This window comes from Marinoscillum sp., assembly GCF_040222955.1.
In the GTDB taxonomy this organism is placed as follows: Bacteria; Bacteroidota; Bacteroidia; order Cytophagales; family Cyclobacteriaceae; genus Marinoscillum.
The window spans coordinates 115,810-130,413 of sequence record NZ_JAVKCA010000008.1; the positions used below are offsets into that span (position 1 = coordinate 115,810).

Here is a 14,604-nt window from a genome sequence, read left to right on the forward strand (position 1 = left end):
TTATAATCAGGTAGCTGGTTACTAACCAGCACTAAAAGATGCCTTGATTTTCTCAGCCACTTCCATCAAGTTTTCTTTACCTGGAGAAAGTTTTTCCTTCCCAAAGTTCATATCATTCACGGCATTGATCGGGATCAGGTGGACATGCGCATGTGGAACCTCCAAACCTATGACCGTCACGCCTATTCGCTCGCAAGTCACCACAGACTCTATGGCTTTAGCCACTTTTTTAGCAAAAACATGAAGCCCGGCCAGCACCTCGTCATCCAGATCAAATATATAATCCACCTCCTGCTTGGGTATTACCAATGTATGCCCTTCCACCAGTGGATTGATATCCAGAAAAGCCAGAAAATTCTCATCCTCCGCCACGATGTGAGCAGGAAGCTCTTTTGCTACGATCCTGGAGAAAATACTCGGCATTAGATAGAGATATCGATGATTTCAAATTCAATCTCACCAGCGGGTACGTTGATTTTGGCTGTATCCCCTGGCTTTTTACCAAGCAGGCCACTACCTATTGGAGATTTGATGGAAATCTTATTCTGCTTCAGGTCGGCTTCCTCCTCGGCCACCAGCTGATACTTCATCTCCATACCCGTCTTCTTATTCTTAATCTTCACGAAAGACAAAATACCTACTTTGGAGGCATCCAAACTTGACTCATCAATCACACGTGCATTTCCTACAACCGCTTCAAGCTTGGAAATCTTCAATTCCAGTAAGCCCTGAGCGTCCTTAGCAGCATCATACTCGGCATTTTCACTCAAATCTCCCTTATCACGTGCCTCAGCAATCTGCTTAGACATGGCCGCTCTTCCTTTGGTCTTAAGCTCGTTCAACTCATTTTTGAGACGATCCAAACCTTCTTTTGTGTAATAATTTAATGCTGACATACCTTTATTCTTTAACCTACTAAAACAAAAAAGAACGGCCCCAGTAGGACCGCCTTCGTATCGATAGTTTCTTTATTTCTTCTTACTAAAGAGGCAAATATAATTTTTTTGAGGATGATTTACAATTTCAACTTAACTGTGCCAGGTCCCCTGCCTGAAGCTTCCGAATTAATACCTCATTGATTTTACGGTAAGATTCAAACGTCCATCCGGCCACATGAGGCGTCAGAATCACATTGGGATAAGTCGTCAATTCCTTAAAATCTGCCTGTTGATTCTCAGTTAGTTTATCCAGTTTTTCATTTTCCAAAACATCCAGACCTGCACCTAGCAACCCCCCCCTTTTCAGCAGGTCATTCACTGCGGACAACTTCACCACTTCACCCCTGCTCGTATTCAACAAAAATTTCAGGTTTTTGAAACGAGAAAAATATTTCTCATCAAAAAGAAACCTGGTCTCAGAAGTAAGTGGCACATGGATACTCAAAATCTCTACTTCATCAAAAAACTCCTGCAGGCTCACCTCTTCCAGGTAATCATTGGAAAACCCGGTTTTATACTTATCATAAGCCACTACTCTGCACGAAAAGCCCATCAACCGCTGGGCAAAAGCCGCACCCATGTAGCCACAGCCGTAAACTCCCACTGTTCGCCCCATCAGCTCCCATCCGCGATTGGCTTCCCTGTTCCATACTCCACTTTTCACCTCATCAGTGGCAGTATTGAGTTTATTAAAGATGGTGAGCAGCATCCCGACGGTGTGCTCCGCCAGGGCATCTCTGTTGCCCTCAGGGGCATTTATCAATTTGATCCCTTTTGATGAGACATAAGTGTAATCTACCTTATCCAGTCCTGCCCCGGCTCGCGCCACAAACTTCAAATTCACCGCCCGGTCAATCAATTCACGGTCCACGCTCATCTTGCTGCGAATCACCAGACCGTGGTACTCATGGATAATCTCATGCACTTCCTCAGGCCGGATAAGGGGCCGATAGTCCGGGATAAACCCGGCCTCTTCAAACAGCGATGTAATACTCTCGTGCATGTCATCCACGATGAGCACCTTTAAACCTTCTTCATTCATAAATTATAGAGCAAATGGGCGACAGAAAAATAAACGGCTAATCCAAGCAAATCGTTCGCTGTGGTGATGAAAGGGCCGGATGCAAGGGCCGGGTTAATGCCAAACTTATCCAACACCAGCGGAGTAATGGTGCCCATGAAAGAAGCCAGCAGCACCACACTAAATAAAGCGATGGAAACTGTGGCCGCCAAAGGTTCATTTCTATTCACCATCATGACCACCCCAAACACCATCAGCGCGAGAATCACCCCATTGACCACCGCCACAAAAAGTACTTTCATCAATCGCTGCACGATTCCTCCAGCAAATACGTTAGGGTTGGCCAGACTTTGTACGACTATTGAAGAGGACTGTATACCCACATTACCACCTGTAGCGGTAATAAGCGGTATAAAAAATGCAAGAGCCGGGATGAGCACAATATCGCCGCGGAAAAGCCCCATAAACTGAGCCCCTAACAATCCTCCCACCATGCCAACAATAAGCCACGGCAACCGGGCCTTGGAAAGCATCCATACAGTATCATCTTCTTCCACATCCGCACTGATACCAGCCATCATCTGGCGCTCTTCCTCGGCCATCTCTGTGATCACATCCACAATGTCATCAATGGTAATTCTACCTACCAGCTTTCCACGTGCATTTACCACCGGAGCCGCTTCCAGATCGTATTTTCTCATGATGATGGCCACCTCTTCCTCGTCCATATAAGTCTCCACAGAAACCACATTATCATCGTAAATATCAGCGATTTTAGCAGTGTCTTCTGCCAGAATGATACGCTTAAGTGACACCTTCCCCACCAGCTTACCCAGGTCATCCACCACATATACAGAGTAAATCTTCTGGACATTCTCTGCCTGCTTTCGAATCTCCTCTATGCACTGCTTGATCGTCCAGTTGATATTGGCCTTGATCAGCTCCTTGGCCATCAATCCTCCAGCTACATCCTCATCATACCTGAGCAGATCCAGAATGTAACTGGCCTTTTCTTCATTGTCTATAAAACGGATGACCTCTTCCCGCTTCTTGAGGGACATCTGGTAAAGAATATCCGCTCCATCATCAGAGTCAAGGTATTCAATATATTTAGCCAGTTCTTCAGGCGTGAACTCCGCAATAAAGTCAACCCTTACATCCTCCTCCAGATCGTTCAGAATGGCTGCATCCACCTCTCTGGGCAGCAGGCTAAAGACATAGTGGCACTCTTCCGAGTCAAACTCATAGAGCAGCGCGGTAATATCGGCCGGATTGACTCCTTCAAGCGACTGCCTGATGAAAGCCTCATCTTTCTCATCCAGTGCCTGCTGGAAGCGCTCCAAAAACTCTTTGCTCAGCGCAAATTCCATGATGGTTTCGGTGGTCATGCGGAAATGTATTTTGTCAACTGTATAAACTCACTCACCGATAATTGTTCAGCTCGCTGTCCAAAAACTTCGGTATCAGTAGCAAAATCCAAATTTAAGTCTTTTAGGGCGTTGCGCAACGTCTTCCTTCTTTTTCCAAATCCCGCTTTCACCACCCGTTTGAATAAGGCTTCGTCGCACTCCAGCCGGGTAGTTGCGTTTCTGGAGAGCCTGATCACTGCAGACTGCACCTTGGGCGGAGGATTAAATACCTGAGGAGGTACTGTGAAGAGGTATTCAATGTCATAAAAAGCCTGAAGCAACACGCTCAGTATTCCGTAGGTCTTATTGCCTTCTTTCGAAACGATGCGGTCCGCTACTTCCTTTTGAATCATGCAAACTACTTCGTTCACCTGGTCTCTATGGTCCCATATTTTAAAAAAGAGCTGTGAGGATATATTATATGGGAAGTTGCCAATGACTCCTATTGGTCCATTCAAATCTTTCAGATTATACTTCAGAAAATCCTGATACAAAAATTTAGAAGCGTGTTCAGGGAAATGATCCTTCAAATACGCCACCGATTCAGTATCCACATCAAACGCCATGAAATTGGGGAACTCATCCAGTAAATACTTGGTCAACACACCAGTCCCTGGCCCCACTTCTATCAAAGTTGACATCTTACCAAGGTCCAGTCCGTTCACAATTTTCCTGGCGATGTTTTCATCTTTCAGAAAGTGCTGACCTAAATGCTTTTTGGGAGTTACCTGTTTCAAAGGGTCTGATTATTTTAAAATGAATTAACTTTTCGGCGCTGTAAATTTGACAAAATATGAGTGATACTTCTCAAAACAGAGAGAATAAACCAATAATAGGTATTTCTATTGGAGATTTTAATGGTATAGGGCCAGAGGTGGTCATCAAAGCCCTCAATGACAACAGGATGCTGAGACATCTGACTCCTGTGATCTATGCCGATGGACGGGTCATTTCTTTTTACAGAAAACAGCTGGACCTCCAAAATTTCACTTACAATCAAACCAAAAGTGTCGAAAACATTCACCAGCGGAAGGTAAACGTTTTGAACCTGAACGAACAGGAAATTGAAATCACACCTGGTGAGGCTCAGAAGTCCGGGGGAGATTATGCCATTGCCTCCCTCCGAAGAGCACTCCAAGACCTAAAAGCCGGAAGACTAGATGCTCTGGCTACTGCCCCCTTGAGCAAGGAGATGGTGCAATCTGACGATTTCAAATTTCCGGGACATACAGAATTCCTCACGCAAGAGGACGGAGCCACAGATAGTCTCATGTTTTTAGTGGCAGAAGGCCTGAGGGTGGGTGTGGTTACCGGCCACATTCCATTGAAAGATGTGGCCCAGGCGGTCACCCAGGAGCGCATCGACACCAAACTGAATTTGATGATTAAGTCTTTGAAGAAAGATTTCGGGATTAAGAAACCCAGGATTGCCGTACTTGGGCTCAACCCTCACGCGGGTGAAAATGGCCTTCTGGGTGAGGAAGAAGAAAAAATCATTAGCCCAACCATCAAATCCTTCAAAGACAAGGGTCATCTCGTATTTGGCCCCTACCCTGCCGATGGCTTCTTTGGCACCAATCAATTCAGAAGTTTTGACGGGATATTGGCCATGTATCACGATCAGGGATTGATCCCTTTCAAAAACATGGCCTTCGATACCGGAGTGAATTTCACCGCGGGGCTTTCCTTCATCAGGACATCCCCTGACCATGGCACGGGCTTCCCCATAGCTGGCAAAGGTGAGGCCAGTGAGACCTCTATGAGAAACGCTATCTACATGGCTGCAGATATATTCAAAAACCGAACGGAGCATCAATAGACAATCACCCACGAAATTTGTTTTTTTATATGTGGTTTATTCCTAAATTTGCGGTTCTTTAAGCGGACAGAAGGAAAGCGCATGAAAGGGCTCAGGGAATTTCAGATAGATATTTTCAATTTAGGCTACAAGCTCCACGAGTTTGAGTTTCAGATTGATAACCGTCTTTTGAGGATGTATGAGCACAGTTTGGTGGAAAAAGGCAGTGGCGTTTGTAAGCTGAGCCTGGAGAAATCCGAGACCATGATGAATCTTCATTTTCATATTGATGTGAAAGTGGAGCTCATCTGCGACCGCAGCCTGGATAGTTTTGACTATCCGATTAAGCTTGAAGAATCCCTCATCATCAAATTTGGTGAGGACAATTACTCACTCAGCGATGATGTGATTGTGATCAAAGATGACACGGCCACCATTGATGTAAGTGAGTTTATTTATGAATTTATCACCCTGGCTGTGCCACTGAAGAAACTTCATCCACGTTATGAGGAGACCGAAGATGACGAGCCAGATTTGATATATACTTCCGAAGATGAAGATACGGACCAACAAAACGGTGAAGTGGATCCACGATGGGAAGCATTGAAAAAACTAAAAGGAAAAAAATAGAAAAATAAAATGGCACACCCTAAGAGAAAAATTTCCAGAACCAGAAGGGACAAGAGAAGAACGCATGTGAAAGCTACTCCTAAGAGCTACGTAATATGCCAAACCACTGGTGAACCACACCTCCCGCACAGAGCATTCTGGCATGAGGGTAAGCTTTACTACAAAGGTAAAGTGGTTATGGAAAAAGAAGTTCTGGCTTAATCTAGCCAAACAAACAATATAGCATGACAAAAATCCGCGCGGCAATTACCGGGGTTCATGGGTACGTTCCAGACTATGTACTTACCAACCATGAGTTGGAAACCATGGTCGACACCAACGACGAATGGATCAGGAGCAGAACGGGCATCGAAGAACGTAGAATTCTCAAAGGCGAAGGTCAGGGAACCTCTGTAATCGGTGCTGAAGCAGTTAAGGGCCTTTTGGCCAAGACAAATACAAAAGCAGAAGAAGTCGACTTGATTATTTGTGCCACTGTGACTCCTGATATGCCTTTCCCGGCAACAGCCAATATAATAGCGGATATGGTAGGCGCTAAAAATGCTTTTGGCTATGACCTTAGCGCCGCATGTTCAGGATTTCTCTACGCACTTGCCACAGGGGCACAGTTTATACAGTCCGGAACTTACAAAAAGGTGGTGATCATTGGGGCCGACAAGATGTCGTCTATTATAGATTACACCGACCGGGCTACCTGTATCATTTTTGGTGATGGTGGTGGAGCCGTGATGCTGGAGCCAACTGAAGAAGACCTGGGTGTGATGGATTCCATTTTAAAGTCTGATGGCTCCGGAGCTCCGTACCTACACATGAAAGCGGGCGGAAGTCGTAAGCCTGCTACGGTAGAAACAGTGGCACAACGTGAGCACTTTGCATTTCAGGAGGGCTCTACGGTTTTCAAATTTGCCGTCACCAATATGGCAGATGTGGCAGCAGAGGTCATGGAAAAAAATAACCTCACCAGCAATGATATTAGCTGGCTGGTACCCCATCAGGCGAATAAGCGAATTATTGACGCTACGGCCCGTAGAATGGGCGTGGGTGATGACAAAGTGATGCTGAACATTCAGCGCTACGGCAACACCACGGCCGGCACCCTACCATTGTGCCTTTGGGATTATGAGCCTCAGCTCAAAAAAGGAGACAATATTATTCTTGCGGCTTTCGGTGGTGGATTTACCTGGGGAGCAACCTGGCTTAAATGGGCCTACGATCCAAAATAATTTTACAAAAAACTTACCATGGCAACAACTGCAGATTTTCGTAATGGTCTTGTTATAGAGTTTAACCACGACCTTTTTACCATCATTGAATTTCAGCATGTAAAACCCGGGAAAGGTCCCGCTTTTGTGCGAACCAAGCTAAAAAGCCTTTCAACCGGCCGTGTGATCGATAACACTTTCACTTCAGGACACAAGGTGACTACCGCCCGTGTGGAAAGAAGAGCATACCAGTTCTTATACAAAGATGACATGGGCTTCCACTTCATGGATAGTACCAGCTTTGAGCAGATTCCCATTTCTGAATCATTGATCAACGCGCCTGCACTCCTGAAAGACGGACAGGAAGTGGATGTGCTTTTCCATGCTGAGGAAGAAAGAGTACTGGGTGTAGAGTTGCCACAACATGTGATTCTCAAAGTCGTGTATACCGAGCCCGGACTAAAAGGGGATACCGCTACCAACACCACCAAACCTGCCGAATTGGAGACAGGAGCTACCATTCAGGTGCCTTTGTTTGTGGATCAGGATGAAGTCATCAAGGTCAATACACAAACAAATTCCTACGTGGAACGAGTAAAATAAAATAATTACCTTTATTTACCACCAGAGTAGAATAGATCTAAAGAGTGCTTATTTGTGCCCATTTTGATAGACAACCAAAAATGCTAAATAATGAAAGCAAAAGAAATTCGTGATTTAATAGATTTTATTTCAGGCTCCGGCCTTGAAGAGGTAAACATAGAAACAGAGGAATTCAAGATCAATGTGAAGAGATCTTCTCCTCAGGTCACCGTAGCTGCAGCCCCAGCCGCTCCTGCACCACCGGCTGCAGCACATGCCCCGGCACCTGCCGCCAGTGAAGCGCCTAAGCCTGCTGCACCCGCTCCGGCACCTGCCACGGATGCACACCTCATCACCATCAAATCTCCAATGATCGGCACCTTTTACAGATCAGCCAATCCTGAATCACCCGCTTTTGTGAATGTGGGTGACTCTGTCAAGCAAGGAGATCCGGTATGTATCATTGAAGCGATGAAGCTTTTCAATGAAATAGAATCCGAAATATCTGGCAAAGTCGTGAAGGTGCTTGTGGAAGATGCTCAGCCAGTGGAGTACGATCAGCCTTTATTCCTTGTAGATCCCTCTTAATCCAAAAATTAAAAAATCGTGTTTGATAAGATTCTCATAGCTAATCGCGGAGAGATCGCTCTTCGTATTATACGTACTTGTAAAGAGATGGGCATCAAAACTGTGGCCGTCTATTCTACTGCAGATGCCGACAGTCTACATGTGAGATTTGCAGATGAAGCAGTCTGTATTGGCCCTCCGGCCAGTAAAGATTCTTATTTGAAAATACCACAAATTATCTCAGCGGCGGAGATCACGAATGCAGATGCGATACATCCTGGTTATGGTTTCCTGGCTGAGAATGCTGAGTTCTCAAAAGTTTGTGAAGAGTATGGCATCAAATTCATAGGTGCGTCTGCAGACATGATTAATGCCATGGGTGACAAGGCCACGGCCAAAGCTACGATGAAAGCTGCCGGTGTACCTACCATTCCCGGATCTGAAGGATTGCTGGAGTCCATTGAGCAGGGCATGAAACTAGCTGAAGAAGCTGGCTACCCAGTCATGCTCAAAGCCACCGCCGGTGGAGGGGGTAAAGGCATGCGCTACGTCAAGGACAAAAGTGGCTTCAAAAAAGCGTGGGATGATGCCCGACAGGAAGCTGGTGCATCTTTTGGAAATGCTGGCCTGTATCTGGAAAAATTCGTAGAAGAGCCCAGACACATCGAAATACAAATAGTAGGTGACAGCCGAGGAAGAGCCTGCCACCTGTCTGAAAGAGATTGCTCTATTCAAAGGAGACATCAAAAGCTTGTGGAAGAGACACCCTCCCCTATTGTAACGCAGGAACTTCGTGAGAAAATGGGCCAGGCTGCCATCAAAGGTGCTGAAGCCATTGGATATGAAGGAGCCGGTACCGTGGAATTCCTGGTGGACAAGCATGGTGACTTTTTCTTCATGGAGATGAATACCCGAATCCAGGTAGAGCATCCTATCACAGAAGAAGTTACTGACTTTGACCTCATTAAAGAACAAATCAAAGTGGCCGCTGGAGTTGAAGTTTCAGGTAGAAACTACTATCCTCAGTTGCACTCTATAGAATGCCGCATCAATGCGGAGGATCCGGCCAATGGCTTCAGGCCTAGCCCGGGAAAGATCACCAATTTGCATTTCCCTGGTGGTCATGGTGTGCGCGTAGACAGCCATGTATATGCAGGATATGTAATTCCTCCATTTTATGACTCGATGATAGGCAAGCTGATTGTCTCCGGACAGACCAGAGAAGAGGCCATCGTTCGTATGAAGAGAGCCCTTCAGGAAATGGTCATTGAGGGAGTGAAAACCACCATACCTTTCCACATCAGATTGATGGATGACCCTACGTTCAAGTCCGGGAAATTTACCACCAAATTCCTGGAAGACTTTGACTTTTCCGGTCTGTAATACAGACCGGAAGTCCTTTACCGCGGGTGAATGTGGTAATGGATTGGACGTTAGAGCGCTTTATAACAGCCACTTTCATCTGAAAAATATCCAAGATAAGCTTGCAATAATGCCTTACAAAGGTTCCAAAGACCATAGGTTTTATACTATCTTTGATATAAGCCGTTAACTGGGCAAACAAACATACTTTGTCAGCTACTCATCCAAACAATCGCCTCACAGAAGAACAGAAGGAACTTATTTCGGAGCTTATAGGCAACGCGATCAAGAAAGCGGTACAGTCTATGGAGCAAATGCTCAAAATAAGGGTCAATGCCAGTCATATCACCTATGGAGTAGGCCCGCTCACTCCTATCCCCGAGCTAGACCTGTTAGGTAGATTCAAAGCTCATCTGGTCAAGCTGGTCTTTAGTGGGGATATTCGTGGGGCTTTCTATTTTGTCATTCTGGATCATGAAGTAGACCTGATCAACACTGTCTGCCTGCCACCAGAGTTCAAATCAGACAAACGTACTGAAACCAAGCTCATGAAGCATGGATTCATGTCTGAAATTGAAAATGTAATAGCCGCACTGTCCATGAAGGAAATATCTGAGTATCTGGGGGTACAATTGGAGCTCAGAGTACCTCAGATTCAAATTATGTCTGGAAATCTGATCAATGAGTTTTTTGAAAAAGAAAATAAGGTCCACAAAACAGCCTTCCATGTCAAATCCGTTTTGGAGGGAGTTGCTGTTAATGTTGCGCCCTTTTTTATCTGGATACTGGACGACAACTTTTTGCGCATATTAAAGCTGAATACTTCTGAGACCTGAGCCATCCGGAGCTGGCTCAAAGTTCGTTACAGTGCAAATCCCATAATCAAAACATCATCAGGCTGATCGTTAGAGCCTTTCCATTCATCAATGAAGGTGGTAAGCAAAGTCTTCTGATCCAAAATTGGCTTATGAGCATGCTCCAATATGACATCTGCCACCATTTTCTTGCCCAGCTTCTTGTTCTTATCGCCGCCCATCAGGTCACGAAAGCCATCGCTGGATAGGTAAAGGTTGGACTTCACTCCTTCTTCCAGAACAATGGTACTTGTCTGATAGGTATGCTGCATTTCGAACATTTCACCGATCTGCATTCTATCAGCCTTGATGATCTCCATCTGACCATTCTTCACATGCATCAAATCCACTTTGGCCCCTGCAAATTCTACATGTCTGATGGCCAGGTTAATCTTAAGAAGACCTATATCAGCACCAGTACCTACCTGGAGTTTCTCTCTGTCGCTAAACTTGGTAGCAATTTTATGATGAAGGTATCTAAGAATAGTTCCGGGATCACGGGTCTCGTAAGACTCCATCACCCGCTGAAGTGACTGCTTGTACACACGCGTCATCATGCTGGCCAGGTGACCATGCCCCATGCAGTCAAAAAGGGCAATAAAAAGATCCTCGCCATCTTTGAAGATCCAGAAACCATCCCCCCCTACCTTGCCACTCATGGGGAGGTTGATAATGAAAGCATCCAGAAAACTCGCCACGACTTCCTCGGGAAACAAAGAAAAATAGTTTTTCTTTGTTACATCCTCTAAAGACGAAACCCCAAGGTTATAATACGTGCGTTCCTGATCAAGCATGCTGAAATTTTACTGCAAACCAATAACCACGAATGCTTCGTGGTTGTTCCAAACTATCGGAATTACGTAGATGGACACATCCTCGGGTATTTTCAACTTAGAAGGCATCCCCTGAAACACCACAGGCACTGAAATCATGAAGTTGGCACCCAGGTTGGCACGAACGTTTCCCGCCACTACGTTGGAGATTTCGCCAGCCATATCCAGAATATCCTCTTCTGAGGGGTCATCTATCCCAATGAAAATCTTAATCAGATCCTCATACATAATTCGGTTAGCTGAAATATAAACAAATCCCTTCCTATTTCCAGATATCCCAATCATTCCGGTATAGTCTTTTAACATCAGACCTTCGGATTGCTTAATATAAGGGACGTTCAGTTCGGAATCAATTTCAGTCAGGTGCCTGAAGTAATTGTTAACTGAGTTAATAAACAGACTACAGGTGGCATCAAACTCCGCTTTGCTTGTTTTCATTTCTCTTTAGTAATCGGTCAAAAGCTTTTGCGAGATCATCAGCATTCACAGGCTTATAAAGAAAACCACGTGCGCCTTTATCCAATGCTCTCAGTCCGGTTAATTTATCCGATAGGGCTGTGATGATCATGACCTTGCATTTTGGGTGCATTAACATGATTTCATCAAGACAAGCCAAACCGTCCATTCCCGGCATGGTAATATCCAGCGTTACCACGTCTGGTTTTTCTTCCTTAACAATCTTCACAGCACTTGCCCCATCAGGAGCCATACCTATGATCTCTATATCGTAATCTTTCAGATTTTTCTCAATTATGCGGCGCATAATTGATGAATCATCAACTATCAGTAGTCTCATGCTCTTTTGATTGGTCTTCTACAATACCACTGATTGGTAAATTTATGATTAGTTTGAAATACTTACCTTCCTCAAAACTGGTGGTAAATGTACCATTCATCTCCTCTATCAGTGTCTTCACTAAATTCATTCCTCTTCCACGACCTGCGTTTTCGTCCACCTCTGTGGCAGTAGAAAATCCTTTCTCATATATGAGATTGATCACCTGATCATGTGTAAGTTTCTCCGCCTCAAATTCAGTAAGAATGCCACTTTGAACCGCCCTTTGCTTCACTCTGATCACATCCAGTCCACGGCCATCATCCATGTAGCAGATCTCAAACCGCTGATCCTTTGGCTGGTCCAGCTCAATCGAAATGGTACCTCTGATCAGTTTTCCAAGTGATGTTCGGGTTTCGCGATCTTCTATACCATGTTTGACAGAATTTCTAATCAGCTGAATCATGATGTCTCTAAAGGCATCAATGTGTTCATTTGGAAGTACCAGATTGCTTTCATTTTTAAAGAAAAAGTCCACCGGTTTGTCCATTTTATCAGACAGTAACTTAACTGACCGCTCCAGGTTATCAATGAGCATGATATTGGAAACCACATGCCCACCAGATGGGTACTTGCGGTAAATATCTGCCACCTTTCGGAGCATAGAACTCATTTCATCGATCATCTTATCGGCATCATCGATCTCATAAAGGATGGTGAGGAAATCCTTACCAGTCACTTCCTTGAGCTTCAGTCCCTCAATTGCTTCCTCTACCTCATGAAACTTTTCACTCATGATATCGAGCCCTATAACCACGGCATTTCCCTTGAGGTTATGGATCGTTTCAAAGGTGAAATCAAGTAATGCCTTCAAATCCCGGTCCTTGTTGGCCTCATAGCGCTCGGAGATTCCCTTGAGTGTGCGCTTGGCATTATACAGGAAGCCTCTGATCAGTGATGGGTCTATTTTCAGGATGCTCAGTACCTGCTCGGTCTCTTGTTTCTTTTTCTTCTCAGCATCTTCCAGGTGCTTCTGGAGCAGTACTGATTCAGTTTCGTCGGAGACAGTCACCATGATATTGGCGATTCGGTCTCTTCTCCAGATTCTGGTGAAATTCACCCGAATGTATTTGGTCGTCACAATACCGTCCGTCTCGCTGTATATTTTAACCTGCTCGATGGGATTGAGCTGATTGACCACATCCTCGTCCATGTCCTCGTTGAACAGGTGACGCATAAACATCTCCAGCGCCTCCAGATCCCGCGGAATAATCAATGGCCTCATGAAATTGGCAAAGTTTTCTCCTGAAATTTTAGAAAGGCCAAAGATCTTCTCCATGGATTTGGAGTAGAGCTTGCTCATCTTGAAGTTTCTATCCAAAAGGAAAATCCCCTGATGGATATTCTGAAACACAACAAGGGATACGCGATAGATATTGTTATACAGGAACTTGGCCTTGTCGCGCTCTTTTCGCAGAATGTTGTGGGACTTCACAATCTCGTCCACCATGACATTGAAGGTTTTGGCGTACTGCCCGATTTCATCCTTGGTAGCGATGAACACTTTCTTGGACAGATCTCCTTTGGAAATCCTTACCGTGAAGCGCTCCAGTATTTTCACATTGGCCAGCAGGTTGGTGACGATAATAGACATCAACCACATGGCTAGTATCCCTATGATAATATCGAGTACGATGAACGTCCAAAATTTCTGAAATGCTGTGCGGGCGAGGTGCTCTGTGCGCCCAAGCAGCCTCTGAGAGATGCTATCTTCTACTTTTTTGAGGGCATTGATTTTGCTGGTAGTCATTTCGTACCAGTAACCAGGATCCTGATTGAAATTGTCCCTAAGATGCAAAACAGACCTGAGTCGATCTACTTCGTTCACATCGTGCCCGGTGACCAGATTATTATACACACCTCTTGACGCCTCATCTGCAATGATCAGAAACGCGTCTGTATAAGCTTCCTGCTCGGCAACCAATGCAGTGAATGAGCTGTAGGTCTCATCATCAATCTCACTAATGGAGAAAGCGTGGGTACCTATGGCCCGCTCTATACTGGCCCGCTCTTTGGCCTTCAAAAAGTAAATCAGGGCATGCACCTGCTGTGCTATATCCTTATCCCGTGTTTCATTGATCAGTTGATCCACCGTATTCAAGGCTACCTCATCGATATCCGAGAAATATTCAAGAATCTGAATGGGTTCCAATACCTGGCGGTCTACTTTCTGCCGGATACTGGTGATGGTAGAAAAATTCGAATTCAGGAGCTCTACATCATTGGCATGGATGGAAAAAATCCCTTTAAGATCCAACCGCTCCAACTCCTCATAGAAGCGCTCCAGGGTACTGTCTGTCACATGCCTCTGGTGTAGGAGAGCCTGTGAAAAGTCCTGGCCATCGTTGGTCAAATAACCAACCGAAATGCTTCGCTCCTTCTGCAGTTCATGTACGGCATGGTTGATTTCCACGCCCAGCAATATGGTTTTGTTCAGCCTCTGCGAATCGTCATAGTCCAGATAGTTGTGCTTGATCTGGATATAATCAAAGCAAATGATGATGACGATAAGAGGGACCAAAACCACTGCAAACTTGGTCCTGATTGGAAGATCATAAAGTATTCTCATACTT

At 45.1% G+C, this 14,604-nt stretch carries 17 protein-coding genes; 8 read left to right on the forward strand and 9 right to left on the reverse strand.

What is annotated here, in order from left to right; translation table 11 throughout:
• Positions 1-21 precede the first annotated feature (21 nt).
• From RIH33_RS06290 to rsmA, 5 genes are all read right to left on the reverse strand, one after another.
• Complete coding sequence (locus RIH33_RS06290) at positions 22-423, reverse strand: HIT family protein (RefSeq protein WP_406654176.1); 402 nt, start codon at positions 421-423, stop codon at positions 22-24.
• Complete coding sequence (gene greA / locus RIH33_RS06295) at positions 423-896, reverse strand: transcription elongation factor GreA (RefSeq protein ID WP_159584936.1); 474 nt, start codon at positions 894-896, stop codon at positions 423-425. The genes RIH33_RS06290 and greA overlap by 1 nt, the downstream gene beginning before the upstream one ends.
• A 127-nt stretch (positions 897-1,023) precedes the next feature.
• Positions 1,024-1,980, reverse strand: coding sequence for an NAD(P)-dependent oxidoreductase (locus RIH33_RS06300; RefSeq protein ID WP_406654178.1), 957 nt, complete (start codon positions 1,978-1,980; stop codon positions 1,024-1,026).
• A complete protein-coding gene (gene mgtE / locus RIH33_RS06305) occupies positions 1,977-3,347 on the reverse strand; it encodes a magnesium transporter (protein ID WP_406654180.1) in 1,371 nt (456 codons plus the stop codon). Before mgtE ends, RIH33_RS06300 begins: the two co-directional genes overlap by 4 nt.
• Complete coding sequence (rsmA, locus tag RIH33_RS06310) at positions 3,344-4,105, reverse strand: 16S rRNA (adenine(1518)-N(6)/adenine(1519)-N(6))-dimethyltransferase RsmA (protein ID WP_406654181.1); 762 nt, start codon at positions 4,103-4,105, stop codon at positions 3,344-3,346. Before rsmA ends, mgtE begins: the two co-directional genes overlap by 4 nt.
• 56 nt (positions 4,106-4,161) lie before the next feature.
• Here rsmA and pdxA point away from each other — a divergent pair, with 56 nt between their 5' ends.
• From pdxA to RIH33_RS06350, 8 genes are all read left to right on the forward strand, one after another.
• Positions 4,162-5,187: a 4-hydroxythreonine-4-phosphate dehydrogenase PdxA gene (gene pdxA, locus RIH33_RS06315; protein ID WP_406654182.1), complete on the forward strand. Its 1,026-nt coding sequence runs from the start codon at positions 4,162-4,164 to the stop codon at positions 5,185-5,187.
• Between the two features lie 81 nt (positions 5,188-5,268).
• Positions 5,269-5,796, forward strand: coding sequence for a YceD family protein (locus RIH33_RS06320; RefSeq protein ID WP_406654183.1), 528 nt, complete (start codon positions 5,269-5,271; stop codon positions 5,794-5,796).
• Positions 5,797-5,805: 9 nt separating this feature from the next.
• Positions 5,806-5,997: a 50S ribosomal protein L32 gene (gene rpmF, locus RIH33_RS06325; RefSeq protein WP_159584941.1), complete on the forward strand. Its 192-nt coding sequence runs from the start codon at positions 5,806-5,808 to the stop codon at positions 5,995-5,997.
• Between the two features lie 23 nt (positions 5,998-6,020).
• Positions 6,021-7,019, forward strand: coding sequence for a beta-ketoacyl-ACP synthase III (locus RIH33_RS06330; protein WP_406654184.1), 999 nt, complete (start codon positions 6,021-6,023; stop codon positions 7,017-7,019).
• Between the two features lie 18 nt (positions 7,020-7,037).
• Positions 7,038-7,601 (forward strand): elongation factor P, encoded by a 564-nt coding sequence (efp, locus tag RIH33_RS06335; protein WP_406654185.1) that lies wholly within the window; start codon positions 7,038-7,040, stop codon positions 7,599-7,601.
• A gap of 90 nt (positions 7,602-7,691) precedes the next feature.
• Positions 7,692-8,168 (forward strand): acetyl-CoA carboxylase biotin carboxyl carrier protein, encoded by a 477-nt coding sequence (gene accB / locus RIH33_RS06340; protein WP_406654188.1) that lies wholly within the window; start codon positions 7,692-7,694, stop codon positions 8,166-8,168.
• A gap of 18 nt (positions 8,169-8,186) precedes the next feature.
• Positions 8,187-9,530 (forward strand): acetyl-CoA carboxylase biotin carboxylase subunit, encoded by a 1,344-nt coding sequence (gene accC, locus RIH33_RS06345; RefSeq protein ID WP_406654190.1) that lies wholly within the window; start codon positions 8,187-8,189, stop codon positions 9,528-9,530.
• A gap of 188 nt (positions 9,531-9,718) precedes the next feature.
• Positions 9,719-10,345: a hypothetical protein gene (locus tag RIH33_RS06350; RefSeq protein ID WP_406654191.1), complete on the forward strand. Its 627-nt coding sequence runs from the start codon at positions 9,719-9,721 to the stop codon at positions 10,343-10,345.
• A 26-nt stretch (positions 10,346-10,371) separates the two neighbouring features.
• On the opposite strand, the gene RIH33_RS06355 is transcribed toward RIH33_RS06350, so the two are convergent.
• Genes RIH33_RS06355 through RIH33_RS06370 form a run of 4 tightly spaced genes read right to left on the reverse strand, consistent with a single transcriptional unit; the run spans position 10,372 to position 14,600 of the window.
• Complete coding sequence (locus RIH33_RS06355) at positions 10,372-11,157, reverse strand: PP2C family protein-serine/threonine phosphatase (protein WP_406654193.1); 786 nt, start codon at positions 11,155-11,157, stop codon at positions 10,372-10,374.
• A 9-nt stretch (positions 11,158-11,166) separates the two neighbouring features.
• Positions 11,167-11,634 carry a chemotaxis protein CheX gene (locus tag RIH33_RS06360; protein WP_159584948.1) on the reverse strand — a complete coding sequence of 156 codons (468 nt, stop codon included), beginning with the start codon at positions 11,632-11,634 and terminating at the stop codon, positions 11,167-11,169.
• Complete coding sequence (locus RIH33_RS06365) at positions 11,609-11,992, reverse strand: response regulator (protein WP_159584949.1); 384 nt, start codon at positions 11,990-11,992, stop codon at positions 11,609-11,611. Before RIH33_RS06365 ends, RIH33_RS06360 begins: the two co-directional genes overlap by 26 nt.
• Positions 11,973-14,600 carry a nitrate- and nitrite sensing domain-containing protein gene (locus RIH33_RS06370; protein WP_406654194.1) on the reverse strand — a complete coding sequence of 876 codons (2,628 nt, stop codon included), beginning with the start codon at positions 14,598-14,600 and terminating at the stop codon, positions 11,973-11,975. Before RIH33_RS06370 ends, RIH33_RS06365 begins: the two co-directional genes overlap by 20 nt.
• Positions 14,601-14,604 lie beyond the last annotated feature (4 nt).